The organism is Candidatus Filomicrobium marinum (genome assembly GCF_000981545.1).
Classification (GTDB): Bacteria; Pseudomonadota; Alphaproteobacteria; order Rhizobiales; family Hyphomicrobiaceae; genus Filomicrobium; species Filomicrobium insigne.
The window spans coordinates 909202-927055 of sequence record NZ_LN829119.1 but is presented as its reverse complement, the minus strand read 5'-3'; the positions used below and the strand labels follow the sequence as shown (position 1 = coordinate 927055).

Genomic DNA, 17854 nt, shown 5'->3' with positions numbered 1-17854 from the left:
ATGATCTTCCAGCAAGAGTCCAGTGTTTTGGGGCGGCTGGTTAGTTCTTGATCTGGTAGCCGGTTTTGAAGATCCAGGCGATGATGACCAGACAAAGGACCAGGAAGGCCAGCGTCATTGTCAGACTGAGACCAACATTAAGATCGGCGACGCCGAAGAAGCTCCAACGAAAGCCACTGACGAGATATACGACGGGATTGAACAACGTCACCGTCTGCCAGACGGGTGGAAGCATGTTTATCGAATAAAATGTTCCGCCCAGAAACGTTAGCGGCGTCACGACGAGCAGAGGAATGATCTGCAACTTCTCAAAGCCATCAGCCCAAATTCCGATAATGAATCCGAAGAGGCTGAAGGTGACAGAGGTGAGTACTAAGAAGGCAACCATCCAGATTGGGTGGGCGATTTGAATCGGAACGAACAGGCCGGCAGTCGCCAATATAATCAGCCCCAGAATTATGGACTTGGTGGCAGCGGCGCCCACGTATCCTAAAACGATTTCGAAGTAAGAGACGGGGGCGGATAAGAGCTCGTAGATCGTGCCGGTAAACTTCGGGAAGTAGATGCCGAATGATGCGTTCGCGATGCTCTGCGTCAAGAGCTGGAGCATGATCAGGCCCGGTACGATGAATGACCCGTAGTCGATCCCGTCAATCTGCGTGATGCGGGAGCCGATGGCCCCGCCGAACACTACGAAGTAGAGTGACGTCGATATGACCGGCGAGACGATGCTTTGCATCAGCGTGCGCCACGTGCGGGCCAGCTCAAAGAGATAAATTGCTTGTACGGCGCGGAAATTCATGAGGGTCGTTTCACCAGGCTGACGAAGATCTGTTCGAGCGAGCTTTGTGTTGTGCTGAGGTCCTTGAACTTGATGCCTGCTTCATTGAGTTCAGCCAACAAGGACGTGATGCCGGTGCGCTCTCCCTGCGTATCGTAGGTATAGACAAGTTCCATCGCGTCGTCTGAAAGGGTGAGTCCGCGTGAGGCAAGCGCAGATGGGATCTTCTCGAGCGGGTGATGAAGCTGCAAGATGAGCTGCTTCTTGCCCAGCTTGTGCATCAAGGTCGATTTGTCTTCGACGAGTATCAATTCGCCGTTGTTGATGACGCCGATGCGGTCGGCCATCTCTTCAGCTTCTTCGATGTAGTGCGTCGTCAGAATTATCGTGACACCAGAATCACGTAAATCCCGCACAATCCGCCACATGTCTTTTCGCAGTTCGACGTCGACGCCTGCTGTCGGTTCATCGAGGAAAAGGATTCGTGGCTCATGAGACAGGGCCTTGGCGATCAGTACGCGCCGCTTCATGCCGCCGGACAGCGTCATGATCCTGTTGTCTTTTTTGTCCCAAAGCGAAAGATCGCGCAGGACTTTCTCGATGTGTGCCGGATTTGGCGGTTTTCCGAACAGGCCGCGGCTGAAGGCGACAGTGTCCCAGACGGATTCAAAGGCGTTGTTGGGTAATTCTTGAGGGACTAAGCCGATCAAGGAGCGCGTCGTGCGATAGTCTGTAATGATGTCGTGGCCGTTCACGTGGACCGAGCCGCCGCTCGGTGAGACAATCCCGCAGATGATACTGATGAGCGTGGTTTTGCCGGCGCCGTTGGGGCCTAACAGCGCGAAGATCTCGCCGGAACGAATTTCAAGATCTATGCCTTTGAGGGCCTGAAAGCCCGAGGCATAGGTCTTGGACAGATTGGCAACGGAAATCGTTGGAGGCATGAAGATCTGCTTAAGGAGGTGAGATTGAATGGCTCGGCGGCGAGTTACTTGGGGTAGCGGGTTGTCATTTCCAAGGCGTGTTAGCCGATGCGCTTATGATTGGTGGCTGGGGCTAACACACCGGGGCGTGTATGAGAAGTCCGACAATAGACGTCGTCTCCGATGAGCTTTTTCTCGGGGTATTCATTTCGCGGCGAGAAAGGAGTAAGTCAGATTAAGGGGGCCGGCTCCTATTTGAGTGTTTTATTGATCCGTTGTGTTCGGGACCGGGAAAACTGAGGCTGTGGTGGTGCAAAAGGGCGAGAGGTTCATTTTCAATCTGCGCGAGGTCAACGGTGCCATGGGTGACCTCGGCACCTTGTTGCCGCTGACTCTTGGGACCATTGCGGTTGCTGGATTGGCGCCGATGCCAGTTCTTCTCGGCTTTGCGGTCTTCTACATCGGGACCGCGCTTTATTATCGCCTGCCTATTCCTGTCCAACCTATGAAAGTTGTGGCGGCCGTGCTGCTGACGGCGCAACTCAGCCACGAAACGCTTGTTGCCAGCGGTGTCATTATCGGTGCCGTCCTGCTCCTGCTGGGGGCGACAGGGTGGATGACGCGATTGGCTCGGCTCGTGCCGCAGTCGGTGCTTGCGGGGCTTCAACTTGGTCTCGGCATCGCCCTTGCCCTGGTGAGCCTCGGATTAATGGCGACCGCGCCGCTTTTGGCCTTTGTGACGCTTGGCCTGGTACTCGGCCTGGGTCGCCTCCCAGGATATCCTTCGGCACTGATCGCAGTCGCTGTCGCGGTGGTTCTGGCGCAGGTGTTCGATGTACCAGGGATCGCGGGGAACATCGCGGCGTCGGCGATGATTTCTGTTCCGTCCGTGCCTTCCGTGGAGGACATCCAACAAGCGTTGTCGCTGTATGTGCTGCCGCAGCTCCCGCTGACGCTCGCCAATGCCGTGGTCCTGACAGCGCTTATCGCGGGGGACTATTTCGGAGAACGTGCTTCGCACGTGACGCCGGGGCGTTTGTCGATTTCGAGCGGGCTGGCGAACTTGTTGCTGACGCCGTTTGGAGCGCTGCCAATGTGCCATGGAGCCGGAGGCTTGGCGGCGCATTATCGCTTTGGTGCCCGAAGCGGGGCTGCGCCTCTTCTGATCGGTGTCACGCTGCTTATGTTTGCTCTTTTGCCGGGCGGACTTGGCCTCGATGCTATTTCGGCGGTGCCAGCGGCCGGACTTGGGGCACTGTTGATCGTAGCTGCAGGAGAGTTGGCGCTGACGCGGCGGCTGTTTGATTGCAAGCCATCGTGCTGGCCGGTGATCGCCGCAACAGCTGGTGTAACGGTGTGGTTCGATCCGTTCTGGGGCCTCGTCGCTGGATCGGGTGCTGAGCTTGTTCGTGTGGCTGTCGTCCGTCACCTTCAGAAGCGTGCGAACATCTGATCAATCAGGTGATGTGGGCCGGTGGCGCGGCCCAGCCCACTACCTGTTGGCTTGCGTCACCGGACATGGCAACCGGCGGTCAAACTTAGCTCAGCCAAAGGTCGAGATGTTGCGGTGATCGAATTGATAGAGCCATGTTTCCGTCAGTGGCTCGCCGTTTAGCTCCAGATACATGCGTAGCTCGGCGATTTCGCGTGGCTCTACCTCCAGATCGAAGACTGCGCGCCAGATATTCCCGTTCGGTACGGGCTCTGCGAACGTCCGGATAACTCTGCCCGTTGAGGCTGTGACCTTCACTTCCGGGAAGACGCCATATGGGATTTTCGTCATAACCGATGGGCGGTTGAATTCGACGGCAAACCGGTAGTTGTTTGGTGGACGCGGTTTACCTGGTTCCCCACCGTTGCCAATCCGTGTCGCTGTCGTGGTGGCTATATTTTCAGCGGGATAGGGTTCGTCCGCGAGCCAATGCAAGCGGTAGTTCAGCGTATACTCGTTGCCCGCTTTTGCCTTGCCTGCTGGAACCCAGAATGCGCCGATGTTGTCGTGAATTTCGTCGTCGGTTGGAATTTCGAGAAGTTCTATGGAGCCTTTCCCAAGCGGTTTGAGCGGCTCAACCCATAAGCTCGGACGGCGGTCGTACATCACGCCATCTTGGTAGTGATCGAAATTGCGATCGCGTTGCAGGAGGCCGAAACCGCGCGGATTGTTGTCCTCGAACGCAGAGACCGTGGCGGAGGGCGGATTGTTGAGCGGGCGCCAAATTCGTTCACCGCTTCCCGTCCACATCGCCAAGCCATCCGAGTCATGGACTTCCGGACGCCAGTCACGGATACGCTCGCGACCGTATTCGCCGTACCAGAACATAGAGGTCAGCGGAATGAGGCCGAGCCGTTCGACATCGCGCCGTAGGTAGAGGGCGGATTCGATGTCCATCACCACGCCCTTGCTACGGTCGCGGCCACGCTTCAACGCAAAACGGAACGCTCCCGTAATGCTTGGACCATTGAGAAGTGCGCAGACAATCACCGGAGTTTCGGGGTCGGCCTGTTCTGCAATGTAGAACTCCGTGAAGTCGGGAAACTCCTCGGCCTTGTTTGGAACAGCTGCATCGATGGCAACTCCGCGTGCCGAAAGACCGTACTGGCCGAGTGCGCCAATGGCTCGGAAGTAGGAAGCACCAAGAAAAGCTACCCAATCCTGTGTGCGCCAATCCGAGGCTCCGTTCCATTCTTGCAAACGGAAGCCAGCAAAACCGGAATCCGGAGGCAATTTGCGCGCGGGGCTGTCTTCCGGCATTTCGAATAGGGATGGGTTATATGGGACCTCGCGGGCGATACCGCTTTCGACGAGATGCATTTTGACGGCTTTGCCGAAGTACTGGCCCAGGTGGAAGAAGTTGAGCGGATAGGCTCCGCCTCCATTCGCATACGGAGCGCGATCGGGCTTAAACTTCAGCTTGCCATGCTGCTCATAGTCGATCTGTTGAATGACGTCCGGCATCGGGCGGTAGGGCGGCACGTAGGCCTCTTTCGCCATACGGCGTGCTCTTGCGACGAGTTCCTCGTAGCTAAATGGAGTGCCGGGGGCTTCTTGCGCCAGTGCCGGGCGAAGAGCGGGGGGGAGTCCCATAAAGACCGCTAGGCCGGCAGTGGTGCGGAAAAGGTCTCGTCGGTTTAGTGAGGTCATGGCGCGTTCGTGCCCTTATCTAGTAGGGGACTCGCATTTGGAACTTTGGCGGATATTTGGATAGCGGGCGGTGAATTTCCAGGTGTTCTTCTAGATCGGCGTGCTCTCGCGAGATCTGTAAACCGGGTGCCAAAGAGCCATAGGGCTGGCTAGGTTCCGTTTACCTATTGGTTAATTCAGCGCTTAAAAGGACACTTCGGCATATTCGTGGCTGTAATTAACTAACTAACTGTCGTTGAACCCAGCGTTTTTTGGGGGACTATCCAGCCATAACTTCATTGAATTGACGTACAAATTTTGACGTTTGGTGTAGAGCGGAACTTCTGTGTGGAGATAGTGCCTGCCCGTGTCAGGATGACGCGGGTCTGATATCCGAATTTGCCGAAAGATTTGACCTTCGCCCTTCGAGTCCCAGAGATAACCAATAACCATGGCCGTCGAACAGTACGCCCCTCTCAATACTCTGAAGCCGGTGGCGGACGACGTATGGATTGTGGATGGGCCACTCATTCGCTTCGGCATGCCCATGTTCAAGATGCCTTTTCCAACCCGCATGAGCATTGTCCGGCTGGCGGGTGGAGATCTGTTTGTGCATTCTCCCACCCCGCTGACGCGCGATTTAAAAGCCGAAGTCGAAGCGTTGGGTTGTCCGCGTTGGATCATCGGACCCAACCGGATCCACTATTGGTGGATTCCGGAGTGGCGGGAAGCCTTTGCAGATGCGGATGTCTATCTGGCGCCCCGCATAAAGGAGCAAGCGGGAGACCGCATCGATTTCGCTGCCTTACCGCTTGAGGCTGAGCACGGATATCCCTGGGACGAGGCCATCGACACACTGCCGGTCGTGGGGGACTTCATGACGGAAGTCGAGTTCTTTCACCGCGCCAGCCGGACACTCATTCTGACGGATTTCATCGAGAACTTCGAACCGCAGAAACTTGGTTTGGTCATGCGTATGTTGACCTGGGCCGGCGGTGTGCAAGATCCCGACGGCCAGATGCCGCGCGACATGCGACTGACTTTTGTGCGGCAGAAACCGCAGCTTCGCGCGGCCATCGAGACAATGATCTCGTGGGATCCAGAGCGTGTCATCATCGCTCACGGACGATGGTATCCAGCGAATGGCGCGGCCGAGTTACGGCGCGCCTTCAGGTGGATACTCAATTGAAGCGCGTTGGAATGATCTGCAGTCTTAACTTTCGGGTCCTTTCGGAAACTGCGGAACGTTGGGATCAATCAGGTGCCAGGGTGGCGCCGATCCCGTCCAAAACTGAGCTTCGGACTTGAACAAGGATGGATCATCCAGGCTGCCGACCTTGATTGAAACAACATCGGGAAAACTGGTGTCGGTGGCGAACAGTGGGCTGCCGCAGGTGCCGCAGAATTGCCGCGTCCTTTGGGCACCGCTTTCGGCGGTGTTGGCGTAACTCGCAGGCTGGCCTTTGGTGATGTTCAGTGATGATTTTGAGACCACGACTACATAGGCTGGCGCACCACCACATACGTGTTGGCAATCACGACAATGACATGCGGCGGAGCCTAGCAATGGCCCGTTCACCCGGAACCGGATTTCACCGCATAGACATCCTCCTTCGGCGTTGATTGTTTGCAATTTTACCTCCCTTGATTTGTGTCGCTTTTTTTGGAGCGATGCAAACGATGGTAGTTCAGGCAACTCCGTAATGCTAGCAGCGCCGCGGCATGTGTCCTAATCGCTTAAGTTCCTTCCAAGTCGTGTTTGAGCCGGGCGAGCAGTTCGACAGCTTCATGTGCGTAGGGCGAAATCCAGCGATCGTGGATTTCCTTGAATGGGGCAGCGTTCAGGTAGTTCCAGCGATTTCTGCCTTCCCGTCGAACAACGATCAGGCCGGCACGTTCAAGCACCTTCATGTGCTGCATCACAGTGCATCGGTCGAGCGCATCTTTAAAATGATCGCACAGTTCGCCGGTCGTACGCGGAGCGCTCTTGAGCAGATCCAGAATCTGGCGACGTCGCGAATCCGCAAGTGCCTTAAAGATCAGATCGTCGGTATCGATGTTTGACATGTTATAAAACTATAACATATCTTCGGAGCCGTCGCAAATGGAGGTCAGTCGATGGAGCCGAAGTTCCAAGTTCAGCTTAAAATCGGAAAGCCGGTGGCTGAAGTTTTTGATGCTGTCGTTAATCCCGACAAGCTCACACGCTACTTCATTCAGTCCACGAATGGGCCGTTGGTGGAAGGCGTGACGGTGCGATGGAAATTCGCTGAAGTGCCGGAGGCCATTGACGTGGTTGTTCGTGAGGTACGCCCAAGCGAACGCATTGTTTTCGAGTGGCCTGCGGAAGACGGAGATTACCGCACATGTGTGGAGATGACCTTCCTTGCGGTCGAAGATGAAAGCACGTTGGTGCTAATCAAAGAGTCGGGGTGGCGTCCCAATCCCACGGGCATTGAGGCTTCCTATGGCAACGCCGGTGGGTGGATGCACATGATGTGCTGCCTGAAGGCTTACCTTGAGTTTGGCATCAACCTGAGGACAGGCGCTGTTTGCGGAGCGGAGACGGCGTAGCCGTCGTCGCTTAGCGGAACGGCGGCTCGTCGAATGAGCGTAGTTTACGTGAGTGGAGGGATTCGCGACGATCCTTGAGAAGTTCAATCGCGGTCAGGCCGATTTCGAGGTGTTGTGCGACAGCGGTTTCATAAAATGCGTTGGCGGCGCCCGGCAGCTTGATCTCACCATGCAGGGGCTTGTCCGATACGCAGAGCAAGGTTCCATAAGGCACCCGAAGTCGAAATCCCTGGGCTGCGATCGTACCGCTTTCCATGTCGACGGCTATGGCGCGCGAGAGGTTGATGCGTCTGCGTTCTTGCGCGAAGCGGAGCTCCCAATTGCGGTCATCGTTGGTCACGACCGTGCCGGTACGCAATCGCTGTTTCAGGGCATCACCATATTGTCCCGTCACCTGAGCAGCGGCGTCCTGCAAGGCAACCTGGATCTCGGCTAGGGCGGGTATGGGGATGTCTGGTGGAATCAGGGCGTCGAGGATGTGATCCTGGCGCAGGTAGGCATGTGCCAGCACATAGTCGCCGATGGACTGGCTCTCGCGTAGGCCACCACAATGGCCCACCATCAGCCAGCAATGCGGGCGGAGTACAGCGAGGTGATCGGTTATGTTCTTCGCATTGGGGGGCCCGACGCCGATGTTGATGAGCGAAACGCCTTCACCTCCTTCCGCGACCAGATGGTAGGCGGGCATTTGATATCGATGCCATTGGGAGGCGGCGATGCGATCCTCTGCCTCCGATTGTTCCATGCCGGCCGTGATCTCGATGTTGCCGGGCATGATCAACTTTTGGAACTGACCGCTTGGCAGCAGTTGTCCGATCGCAAGCTGAACAAACTGATCGATATAGCGGTGATAGTTGGTGAGCAGTACCCATCGCTGCGTGTGTCGCCAATCACTGCCCGTGTAATGAACAAGGCGGCGTAGCGAGTAGTCGACTCGAGCCGCGTCGAAGAGCATGAGCGGATAGGCACGTCCAGGCTTCGGTTCGATCAATCCGTCAGCGATTTCGTCGCCGACGGCGGCGAGGTTCGGCGTCGGGAAATATCTCGCGAGCTCTCCTGCCGTAACGCCCGCTTTTGCAATTTCGTCTGTGCGTTCGAAAACGTAGGTGTAGGGAATTTCCTGGCTGCTTGAGGTGACCTCGATTGCAGCACCGTATTCATCGACCAAGGGGCCGAGTTGTTCCAGCAGATAGGCGCGGAAGAAGCCGGGATGTGTGATGGTCGTTTCGTAGATTCCGGCCCGTTGCAGCTTTGCGAACGCGCGCCGACTTACCGGCGGCGGCTGTGGTACGTCCTTGTAGAGAACGCGCAGGCGTGGGTAGCAAAATGCGCTGCGTTCTTCCGGCGAGGGCATGCGCCGTTCGAGAAGATATCTATCGAGGGCTTTTTCGAGTGCGCTCGTTGCTTTTCGGTAGAGCCGTTCAAGGTGTTCAACGGCTTCTTCAGGTTTGAGGTTTCTGAACGTTTTCAGTTTTGTCACCACGGCCTTCAATCTGGAAATTGCTGCGCTCTTCTTCCTAGGTGTGCTCCGCGCTGGGCATGTTGCCTGAGAAGATAATCACTCACGGGCTTCAACGAAGAGCGCTTTCTGTCATTGGCGTGTCATGTAGGGTTGGTAATCGGCATAACCGAACGTTGCTTAATATTGTTCGGATTATCCGATCAACGTAAGCGACGGACAGAGGGGATGCTTTCATGCTTTCAGTCCATGACGTCGCGGTCACCTATTCCAACGGCGTTACCGCTCTCCATCCGACCAGTCTAACCTTTAAGCGCGGCCAATTCATCGTGTTGCTCGGAGCGTCAGGAGCGGGCAAATCGACTTTGCTGCGGACACTCAACGGTCTTGTCCGGCCGACGCGCGGCGAGGTTCGCGTCGAGGGACGCGGTTCCATTTTCGCTAGACGTTCAGCTTTGAGAGCGCATCGCCGTTCGACCGGTATGGTGTTCCAACAGCATCATCTCATTGGCCGGTTGACCGCGCTTGAGAATGTTCTGACGGGGCGCCTCGCGGCGCACAGCACCTTCCGATCGATGCTCCCACTGCCGCGTGCAGATCGGATGATCGCATTGGAAGCGCTGGGGCGCGTGGGTCTCGTTGACCGCGCGCTTCATCGCGCCGATCAGCTCTCCGGGGGGCAGCAACAGCGTGTTGGTATCGCGCGCGCTATGGCGCAAAGGCCGGAGACAATTCTCGCGGATGAACCTGTAGCGAGTTTGGATCCCGCTACGGCTGTCAAGGTTCTAGACGATCTGCATCGCATCTGCCGTGAAGACGGAATCACTGCGATCATCAGTCTCCACCAAGTCGATCTTGCCCGCAGGTACGCCGATCACGTGATCGGTCTGGCCCAGGGGCGCATCGTATTCGAGGGTAATCCGGACACGCTCAGGCCGGATGCGCTCGATGAAATCTACCATGCCGATCAACCGCGGTTGGCGGAAGCGGCAGAGTAGGACCCTTCAAAATCGTGAGAGGTAGTATCATGAAGCGCCGTCACTTCATCGCGGCTTCGATCCTTGTTGGTCTTTGCGCCTTCACGGGGCAGCAGGCCATGGCCGCCGACAAAGCCGACCCAGATAAGCTGCGCGTCGCGCTCCTTCCGGATGAGAATGCTGCAACGATCATCCAGAACGCGCAGCCCTTAAAGGCGTATCTGGAAAAGACGCTCAAAAAGGACGTAGAGATCATTGTTACTACAGATTATTCGTCGATGATCGAGGCCATGCGGTTTGGCCGTATCGAGGTCGCCTATTTCGGTCCGTTCTCTTACGTGCTCGCAAAGTCCAAGGCGCCGGAAATCGAGCCGTTCGCTGTTGGCGTTGAAAAGGGTAAGCCAAACTATCAATCGATCCTGATTGCAAACGTCGATGGCCCGGTGAAGACGCTCGCCGACATCAAAGGTCATCCTTTCGCTTTTGGTGATCAGGCTTCCACGTCGAGCCACCTCGCTCCGCGCGCCCTGCTCGCGAAGAACGGTCTTATTGGCGATACCGATTACAAACCGGTTCACTTGGGCAAGCACGACGCCGTTGCACGCGCTGTTGCCGCGGGCCAAGCCCCTGCCGGAGCATTGTCGGAGACGATTTATCGCGTGTTGGTCGAAACCAAGAAGATCGATCCTTCGAAACTACGCCAGCTTGCTCTGTCCGACCCGATACCGAACTATCCAATGACGCTGCAGGGTTATCTGAAACCTGAGCTGAAAGAAGAAATCAGAAAGGCTTTCATTGAACTTAAGGATCCGGAAATCCTTCAGCTCTTCCGTGTCGAGGCTTTGGCTCCGGCAAGCGACAAGGACTACGACGTGTTGCGCGACATGGCGAAAGTCCTCAGCCTCGATGTCGCCAAGCTGTAATGATCGATGTCAGTAACGCGCTCTTATGAGTCGATCCTGGCAGAGGAGCGCCGCTCCGCTTTACGCGGGGTGGGGCTCGTCGCAGCGGTCCTCGCCGCGTGTCTCGCCTCACTGGCGATCACCGGCTTTTTTGATGCCGAACGCTTTGCGGAAAGTGGGCCGGCGATCCTTCAACTTGCCTCCGAGATGATGCCTCCGGATTTCAGCCGATGGCAGTCTTGGGTGAAACCTTTATTCGACACCCTTGCGATGTCGATCGCAGGCACGGCTCTCGCAGTTGTCTTTTCGTTACCGCTCGCGATCCTCGCGGCGCCGAATACCAGTCCCCATTCTGTTGTTTTGTTCGTGGTGCGGACGTTGCTTGCGTTTTTGCGGTCCGTGCCGGAAATCATTCTGGGGGTGCTGTTCGTCGCGGCAGTGGGGTTCGGGGCACTTCCCGGCGTATTGGCGCTGGCTCTGCACTCAGTCGGCATGGTCGGGAAATTCTATGCGGAAGCCATTGAGCACGTCGACCCTAAGCCGCTGGAAGCGGCGCGGGCAGCCGGTGCGACGCCGATGCAAGTCATCCTACATGCGGTAATGCCCCAGGTTCTGCCGCAACTGACCGACGTCACGGTTTATCGCTGGGAGTACCATTTCCGTGCCTCCGCAGTTCTCGGCATTGTCGGTGCGGGTGGCATCGGATTCGAACTCATGGCAGCGCTTCGACTGCTGGCTTACGATCAGGTGTCGGCCATCTTGCTTTCAATTCTCGTCTGCGTGGTGATTGTCGACAGTATCGGCGCTTACCTACGTAAATCTCTCAAGTAACGGTGACCCGATGAATGAACTTCCGCTCGTCGTTCTGACGAATCGTACTTTCTCTGAAACACGCACAGCGTTTGATGTTGTTGCACGCCTTGTTGCGAACGACCAGTCCGAGCCTTGGGCTTACGACGACGTTGTGGCGCGGTGCGAAGATGCTACCGGCGTCATGGCCTTTATGCCGGACTGTATTGATCGTGCGTTCCTTGATCGATGCCCAAAACTCAAGGTCATCGGTGCGGCATTGAAGGGGTTTGACAATATCGATGTCGCGGCGGCCAGCGAACGCGGCATCTGGGTGACTATCGTGCCAGATCTCCTGACTGAGCCGACTGCGGAGCTGGCGGTTGGACTGACGATCGCTCTCGGGCGACATGTCCGGTTCGGTGATGCGTCCATCCGCCAATCCGGGTTTCATGGCTGGCGGCCCGAGCACTATGGTACGGGGCTCAATGGCGCCACGGTCGGCATCATCGGATTTGGACGCGTTGGGCAAACCATTGCGCGCTGTCTGTCCGGTTTCGGGTGTCGCATCGTTGCGTTTGATGCGCATGGCGGCTTGGGGAGTGTGGCCGGGGTGGAAAGGCTCAATCTACCAGAGGTTCTTAGTCAGTCGGATGTTGTCATTCTTGGATTGCCTCTGACGAACGACACAATGGGCATGATTGGTGCGCATGCGATCCGTCAAATGAAACCAGGTGCTTTGCTGGTCAATCCGGCGCGCGGTTCGCTGGTTGATGAGGGTGCCGTGGCGGATGCGCTGGAGAGTGGGCATCTTGGCGGGTACGCGGCGGACGTCTTCGAATGCGAAGATTGGGCGCGTGCCGATAGGCCCCGTACAATTGATCCGAGGTTGACGGCGCCGCAGGCACGTACCGTGCTGACGCCCCATATCGGTTCAGCGGTAGATACGGTGCGTCGTGAAATCGAATTGTCTGCGGCCAGAAGTATAAAGGAAGCGCTCGCAGGCGTAGTTCCGAGTGGTGCCGTTAACAAGCCGCGTCTTTAAGCGGTTTAACCTCGCAAACAACGAAGAAGATGCTCAATCTGATTCATGCACGTACGTTCCTGACGGTCGTTGAGGTTCGTGGTGTCAGAGCGGCTGCACGCCAGCTCGATCTGGCACCCTCAACAGTCGCCGATCACATCCGGCAATTGGAAGAAGAACTGGCGACGCCGCTGATCGCGCGCGATCGCGGTGCGTTCGGCCTAACGCCACAAGGCGCGCGTTTGCTTCCTCTGGCGCGTGCGTTAGTGACGACGGCCGAGCGTTTGAGCATCCTCGTACATCAACCGTGGCTGCGCGTAGCTGCCGCGAGCAACATCGGCACATATATGCTGCAGCAACCCGTTGCAGCTTTCCAAAGAGAGACCGACATTGAAGTCGAAATGTGGATTGGTCGGAATATCGACGTTGCGGAGCGGATCCAAAGAGGTGAATCCGATCTCGCCGTGATGGAATGGTGGGAGCCGCGAAAGGGGTTTGTCGCTCAAACATGGTCGCGTGAACCGCTGGTTGTCATCGTCGGGCCTAAGCATCGATGGGCAAGCCTCGAGGCGGTGAATGTCCAGGAGTTGGTGACGGAACCGCTTCTCGGGGGGGAACCTGGCACTGGAACCGGCCGGTTGCTGCAACAGCAGTTTGGGGCGTTGGCAGATCGCTTGAAGACGACCGAGGGCTTTGGAAGCACGGAAGCCGTGAAGCGGGCAGTTCGTGCGGGGCGCGGCGCATCAATCGTTCTTGAAGCAGCGGTGACCGATGAGGTGGCAAGCGGTCAACTCGTGATGCTTCCCTTGGAAGGGATTGAACTTGCAAAAGAGATAAAGGTTATTGTGCCTGATGGTTTGCCGTCGACGGCTCCGGCGATGAAATTTTTGGCGACGTGCGTGAACTAAAATTTCAGTTCTTTGTTCAGTCAGCGCCTTTTGTGAAGCATATTTGCAACTGAAAATTATTGCCGCAGTCGGCCCCTATGCAGGTGGTCTCACTCGTTTCACCTAATTAGACCCTATAAGTTGGCGTATACATCGCCGAACTTGAATCCGGTAGATTGATGCCCAATTCCGCAACGTTGTGCGGAGTTGGGCGTTGGTGCAAGCGAAAGTGCCTACAGAAAGGCGTCAGCATGAGCACAAGTCCTGCCATTGCAACCGATAACCCTAGAGCAACGGGTCGCCGCTATTCTTCTGAGGAAATCCAAGCTCTTAAGGCGCGCGATAACGTTACGAACTTTCGTTATATCGCGGGTATTTACGCGGTAATTATCGGTACCGCTGTGATTACGATATGGGCGTATCAGTCGTATGCTGCTGGTGCGCTCGCTTTCGCTTGGTTGATACCGATCACGATTCTTGCGGTTCTTGCGATGGGCGCGTCTCAACATCAATTGGGGGGCGTTATTCACGAGGGGACGCACTACATCCTCTTTGCCGACCGGAAACTGAATGAGCTCGCTTCCGACTGGTTGGGCGGTTTTCCAATCTACACTTCAACGCAAGCCTATCGTTTGCATCATTTTGCACACCATCAGTTTGTGAACGATCCTGACCGCGATCCCATCGCGACGCAGGCAGCCGAGAGCGGACACTGGCTCGACTTTCCAGTCACCCACATGGAGCTCGCGAAGGGATTTTTTCGGCTCGTTTGGCCGGTTAACCTACTGAAATACATGGTCTCACGCGCCAAGCACAGCGCAATGCCGCAGGATAGCAATCCGTTTTCTGATGGTGACCACGTGGCGAGCCCGTTGGCGACTCAGATCGGCATACTCTTTGCCGTCGGAGTTCCGCTCGTAATGGTAGGCTTGGTTGCGTTTGGCTACTATGCTGCGGCCGCTATCTTTCTCGGCGTGACCTGGATTGCGATGGTGGCCTATTACGCATTTATCCCAGAGTCGCATTTTCCAAGAAGCCGGGTTCGGCCGGTCATCTCAGATCGCGCGACGATTATCGGACGCATGAGTTATTTGGCGGTTGTCTACGGAGCGTTGACACTGGCTGAGTATCTGACGGGCGCGCCCGCCTGGGGTTATTATGGGCTATTGTGGATTTTGCCGCTTTTCACGACGTTCCCCATATTCATGGTTCTCAGAGAGTGGGTTCAGCATGGCAATGCCGACCGGGGACGTTTGACCAATTCGCGTGTTTTTCTCGTCGATCCTATCAGCCGCTACGCGGTGTTCCCATTGGGTATGGATTACCATCTGCCGCATCACCTCTTCGCGTCGGTTCCGCACTACAAACTGAAGGATCTACACAGCCTCTTACTGCGTGATCCTGAGTATGCGGAGAAGGGAAGGATCGTGAAGGGTTGGACGGGTGTCAGTCGCGAAGGCAACCCGTCAATCGTCGAGGTTCTTGGGCCTGAATATGCCATTCATGGCGATGATATCTTTATCAATGAGAGTACGCTCGAGGATGCTGAGATAAAGGACGCTGCGCGCATCAAGGAGCACGTCGAGGCTTCTCAGCGTGGGCGGGTTTGGTAATTTTTCCGCCGGTTCGGAATGCTAAGGATGTTCCGAGAGTTCGCGTCAGTGATCTGTGATACGTACCGGCTCAACGAGTTTTGACCCCCGGGAACCGCAATTTGTATGTCGCTCCATTGACGTGGGGCACTACATTGATTTGCTGACAAATTTGCAGGTTGGTCTTATTAAATGGTGACGGAAGCTCCAAAGATGCGGTTGTTGGCCTTATGGAGTCTCGGTGGTATTCAAGCCGTCGACGCATAATCCCTCAAAGACGTGCGGCGAGTGGAACGTTTGTCGGTATCAATCATCACGTGTTTTGGTATTGGGGACGCGGTTATGGAGGTCGTGGGCGGGGTGCCCAAAAACGATGTGTTACAGCTGGCACCCGGGACATTAGTTACTGAGGCTGACATCCATTCGCGGCACAGGCCGATTCTCGATGCTTTGAATGCGGCGATCTACATCACTGATACGTCGGGGCGGATTACATATTTCAACGAGGCTGCGGTTCAGCTGTGGGGCCATAGGCCGGAGCATAACACAACGGGACTCGATGGGTTCTGGCAGCTTTTCTGGCCGGATGGGAGTCCACTACCTTTCGTCGAATCGCCCATGGCACTGGCCTTGAAGCAGGGGCAGCCTGTACGGGGAATAGAGTTCATCGGTGAACGACCCGATGGTACGCGTGTACCGGTTCTGCCTTTTCCGACCCCGCTTTTCAGCGGTGAAGGAACGATCGTCGGCGCGGTCAATATGCTGGTCGATTTGAGTGACCGGCGCCAGATGGAGCAACGCCTCATCTCTATCGTTGAGTCTTCCGACGATGCGATCATAAGCAAGGATCTTGATGGTATTATCAGGAGCTGGAACAAAGGCGCCGAGCGAATATTTGGGTACACCTCAGAAGAGGTGATTGGAAAATCGATCACCATCCTAATCCCTGAAGATCGAGATAATGAAGAGCCCGAGATCATCGAGCGGATAAAGCGTGGCGAGCGCATCGATCACTACGAGACTGTTCGACGCCGCAGCGATGGATCACTCTTGGATATCTCGCTGACGATCTCTCCCATGACGGATGTCAGGGGACGTATCATTGGAGCGTCCAAGATCGCTCGTGACATTTCCGATAGGAAGCGTGCGGAAGAGCAGCAGACGCTACTCCTTCGGGAAGCAATGCATCGTGTTAAGAATACACTTGCGACAGTTCAAGCACTCGCGACTCAATCTCTCCGGAATGTTCCGGAGAAAGACCGTGAGGTGTTCTTGGCACGTCTCCAGACTTTGGCGGCTGCCCATGACCTGCTCAACAATGGCGATTGGGATCGTGCGCCTCTGCACGCTGTGGTGGACCGTGCGCTGTCAGCCTTCGATACGACGCGATTTCGGGTCTCCGGGCCAGAGGTTTGGCTGACGGCTAGCAATTCGTTGACGCTTACGCTTGCGCTGCACGAAATGGCGACCAACGCTGCCAAGTATGGAGCGTTGTCCAACGGGACGGGGACCATAAGTCTAGATTGGAAGATGCTAGAACTGGATGACGGTTCGCGCGTGAATATGTTCTGGTGCGAGACGGGTGGGCCTCCGGCGTCCCCGCCGAGCAGCAAGGGGTTTGGTTCGCGCCTTATTGAATACACACTCAAGGAAGTTGAAGCCGAGTATGGGCCGGAAGGTTTCCGTTGCTCTTGGCAGACTGATTTATAGCGACTGCGTATCTTTTAAATGAAAATTTTTAGCCTATAGACGTACGGGTTCGTGGGACGGAACTGTATAGCAATGTTCGAATGAGCGCAGTTTTGCCACGCTTTTCAAAAAACGTAGCGAAGTGGCGGGATGTGATTTGCGTGCCTTCCTGCGTCCCGAGAATAATACGGCAGCTCGATTAATTTCAGTTGGCGGACATAATTTGCCGAAGCGCTGATTTGGATAACTAAGTTTAATTCTCGTGCCTTATGTTCGTGTTTGAAGTTTTATATTGGAAATAATCGCAGTTATTTTTATTTTTCCGATCGTCTGATCGGAACGAATAATTTTTATTATAAACACATAGTATTTCGGTGGCGCGGATGACTCTTCTCGTAACCGTGATTACGCCCACGACAGGATGCTCGCTTCTGGCGCGCGCCATGGCGAGTGTCGCAGCTCAAAGTTACAAGCCGATCCAGCATATGGTCGTTATCGATGGGGCGGAGTGTGGCGCGCCAGCGCGGTCGATTATAGCCGGCCGACCCGTTGATGTTATCGAGCTACCGTATGCGACGGGGCGAGATAAGTTCAATGGTCATAGGATTTACGGAGCCGGAACGTTTCTCTGTCGTGGTGACGTCGTATGTTTTCTAGACGAAGACAATTGGATGGATCGGGATCATATCGAAAGTCTTGTGAATGTTCTGATGAAAGGAAATGAATGGGCCTATTCTTTAAGGAAGATTGTTGATCAAGATGGGAATCTTGTTTGTTTTGATAACTGCGAGTCTCTTGGGAAGTGGCCCAGTGTATTGTCCGATCGAGACTACTTGGTTGATGTTAATTGTTTTATGTTGCCAAAGGTGCTTGCCCTGAAGCTGACGCCGCTGTGGTATCGGAAAGCGCGTACGCCCGGTGTATCGGAAGTCGACCGGGTGCTTACCAAGGTGTTGCGCGAGAAAACTCAGCGTTTCGACAGCAATTACCGATACTCTTTGAACTATTGCGCTGGGCGTACATCCACATCTGTGAGAGCGAGTTTCTTTCTGAAAGGCAATGCTGTTATGGAGCGGCGCTTTCCTATGGGGCTTCCGTGGAGTCCGCTGAGCAAAGCCACGCAGTGATTTGCGCCT

General features: G+C 55.7%; 17 protein-coding genes. 11 read left to right on the top strand and 6 right to left on the bottom strand.

The genetic code is table 11. The features are described from left to right. Window positions 1-40: 40 nt before the first annotated feature. On the bottom strand, window positions 41-802 hold the full coding sequence (locus YBN1229_RS04515; RefSeq protein WP_046477024.1) for an ABC transporter permease: 762 nt from the start codon (window positions 800-802) through the stop codon (window positions 41-43). Then, window positions 799-1725: an ABC transporter ATP-binding protein gene (locus YBN1229_RS04510; RefSeq protein WP_046477021.1), complete on the bottom strand. Its 927-nt coding sequence runs from the start codon at window positions 1723-1725 to the stop codon at window positions 799-801. The genes YBN1229_RS04515 and YBN1229_RS04510 overlap by 4 nt, the downstream gene beginning before the upstream one ends. A 283-nt stretch (window positions 1726-2008) precedes the next feature. Between YBN1229_RS04510 and YBN1229_RS04505 the strand changes: the two genes are divergently transcribed. After that, window positions 2009-3157, top strand: a complete 1149-nt coding sequence (locus tag YBN1229_RS04505; protein WP_046477017.1) for a putative sulfate/molybdate transporter — start codon at window positions 2009-2011, stop codon at window positions 3155-3157. 90 nt (window positions 3158-3247) lie between these two features. Here YBN1229_RS04505 and YBN1229_RS04500 read toward each other — a convergent pair whose 3' ends face one another. Then, window positions 3248-4846 carry a glucan biosynthesis protein gene (locus YBN1229_RS04500; protein ID WP_052743702.1) on the bottom strand — a complete coding sequence of 533 codons (1599 nt, stop codon included), beginning with the start codon at window positions 4844-4846 and terminating at the stop codon, window positions 3248-3250. Window positions 4847-5276: 430 nt separating this feature from the next. Here YBN1229_RS04500 and YBN1229_RS04490 point away from each other — a divergent pair, with 430 nt between their 5' ends. Beyond that, the gene (locus YBN1229_RS04490) at window positions 5277-6014 is read left to right on the top strand and encodes a DUF4336 domain-containing protein (RefSeq protein ID WP_046477008.1); all 738 of its coding nucleotides are present in this window, start codon (window positions 5277-5279) and stop codon (window positions 6012-6014) included. 24 nt (window positions 6015-6038) lie between these two features. Here the strand turns inward: YBN1229_RS04490 and YBN1229_RS04485 are convergent, their stop codons facing one another. Next, a complete protein-coding gene (locus YBN1229_RS04485) occupies window positions 6039-6404 on the bottom strand; it encodes a GFA family protein (RefSeq protein ID WP_280136732.1) in 366 nt (121 codons plus the stop codon). Between the two features lie 158 nt (window positions 6405-6562). Further along, the gene (locus tag YBN1229_RS04480; protein ID WP_046477006.1) at window positions 6563-6892 is read right to left on the bottom strand and encodes an ArsR/SmtB family transcription factor; all 330 of its coding nucleotides are present in this window, start codon (window positions 6890-6892) and stop codon (window positions 6563-6565) included. 51 nt (window positions 6893-6943) lie between these two features. Here YBN1229_RS04480 and YBN1229_RS04475 point away from each other — a divergent pair, with 51 nt between their 5' ends. Next, entirely contained in the window at window positions 6944-7399 is a 456-nt protein-coding gene (locus YBN1229_RS04475) for an SRPBCC domain-containing protein (RefSeq protein WP_046477004.1), read from the top strand. 10 nt (window positions 7400-7409) lie between these two features. Here the strand turns inward: YBN1229_RS04475 and YBN1229_RS04470 are convergent, their stop codons facing one another. Beyond that, window positions 7410-8879 carry an AMP nucleosidase gene (locus YBN1229_RS04470; protein WP_432264127.1) on the bottom strand — a complete coding sequence of 490 codons (1470 nt, stop codon included), beginning with the start codon at window positions 8877-8879 and terminating at the stop codon, window positions 7410-7412. 215 nt (window positions 8880-9094) lie between these two features. Between YBN1229_RS04470 and phnC the strand changes: the two genes are divergently transcribed. The 8 genes from phnC to YBN1229_RS04430 all read left to right on the top strand — a co-directional run bounded on the left by phnC (window position 9095) and on the right by YBN1229_RS04430 (window position 17845). Further along, window positions 9095-9856: a phosphonate ABC transporter ATP-binding protein gene (gene phnC / locus YBN1229_RS04465; RefSeq protein ID WP_046477002.1), complete on the top strand. Its 762-nt coding sequence runs from the start codon at window positions 9095-9097 to the stop codon at window positions 9854-9856. 29 nt (window positions 9857-9885) lie between these two features. Further along, window positions 9886-10758, top strand: coding sequence for a phosphate/phosphite/phosphonate ABC transporter substrate-binding protein (gene phnD / locus YBN1229_RS18630; RefSeq protein WP_046476999.1), 873 nt, complete (start codon window positions 9886-9888; stop codon window positions 10756-10758). Window positions 10759-10764: 6 nt separating this feature from the next. Then, complete coding sequence (gene phnE / locus YBN1229_RS18625) at window positions 10765-11568, top strand: phosphonate ABC transporter, permease protein PhnE (RefSeq protein ID WP_046476997.1); 804 nt, start codon at window positions 10765-10767, stop codon at window positions 11566-11568. Window positions 11569-11578: 10 nt separating this feature from the next. Continuing rightward, a complete protein-coding gene (locus YBN1229_RS04450; RefSeq protein ID WP_052743700.1) occupies window positions 11579-12571 on the top strand; it encodes an NAD(P)-dependent oxidoreductase in 993 nt (330 codons plus the stop codon). Window positions 12572-12600: 29 nt separating this feature from the next. Next, on the top strand, window positions 12601-13458 hold the full coding sequence (locus YBN1229_RS04445) for a LysR family transcriptional regulator (protein ID WP_046476994.1): 858 nt from the start codon (window positions 12601-12603) through the stop codon (window positions 13456-13458). A 230-nt stretch (window positions 13459-13688) separates the two neighbouring features. Further along, window positions 13689-15050: a fatty acid desaturase family protein gene (locus tag YBN1229_RS04440; RefSeq protein ID WP_046476993.1), complete on the top strand. Its 1362-nt coding sequence runs from the start codon at window positions 13689-13691 to the stop codon at window positions 15048-15050. Window positions 15051-15389: 339 nt separating this feature from the next. After that, complete coding sequence (locus tag YBN1229_RS04435) at window positions 15390-16739, top strand: sensor histidine kinase (protein WP_160298685.1); 1350 nt, start codon at window positions 15390-15392, stop codon at window positions 16737-16739. 362 nt (window positions 16740-17101) lie between these two features. Then, a complete protein-coding gene (locus YBN1229_RS04430; protein ID WP_052743698.1) occupies window positions 17102-17845 on the top strand; it encodes a glycosyltransferase family A protein in 744 nt (247 codons plus the stop codon). Window positions 17846-17854 lie beyond the last annotated feature (9 nt).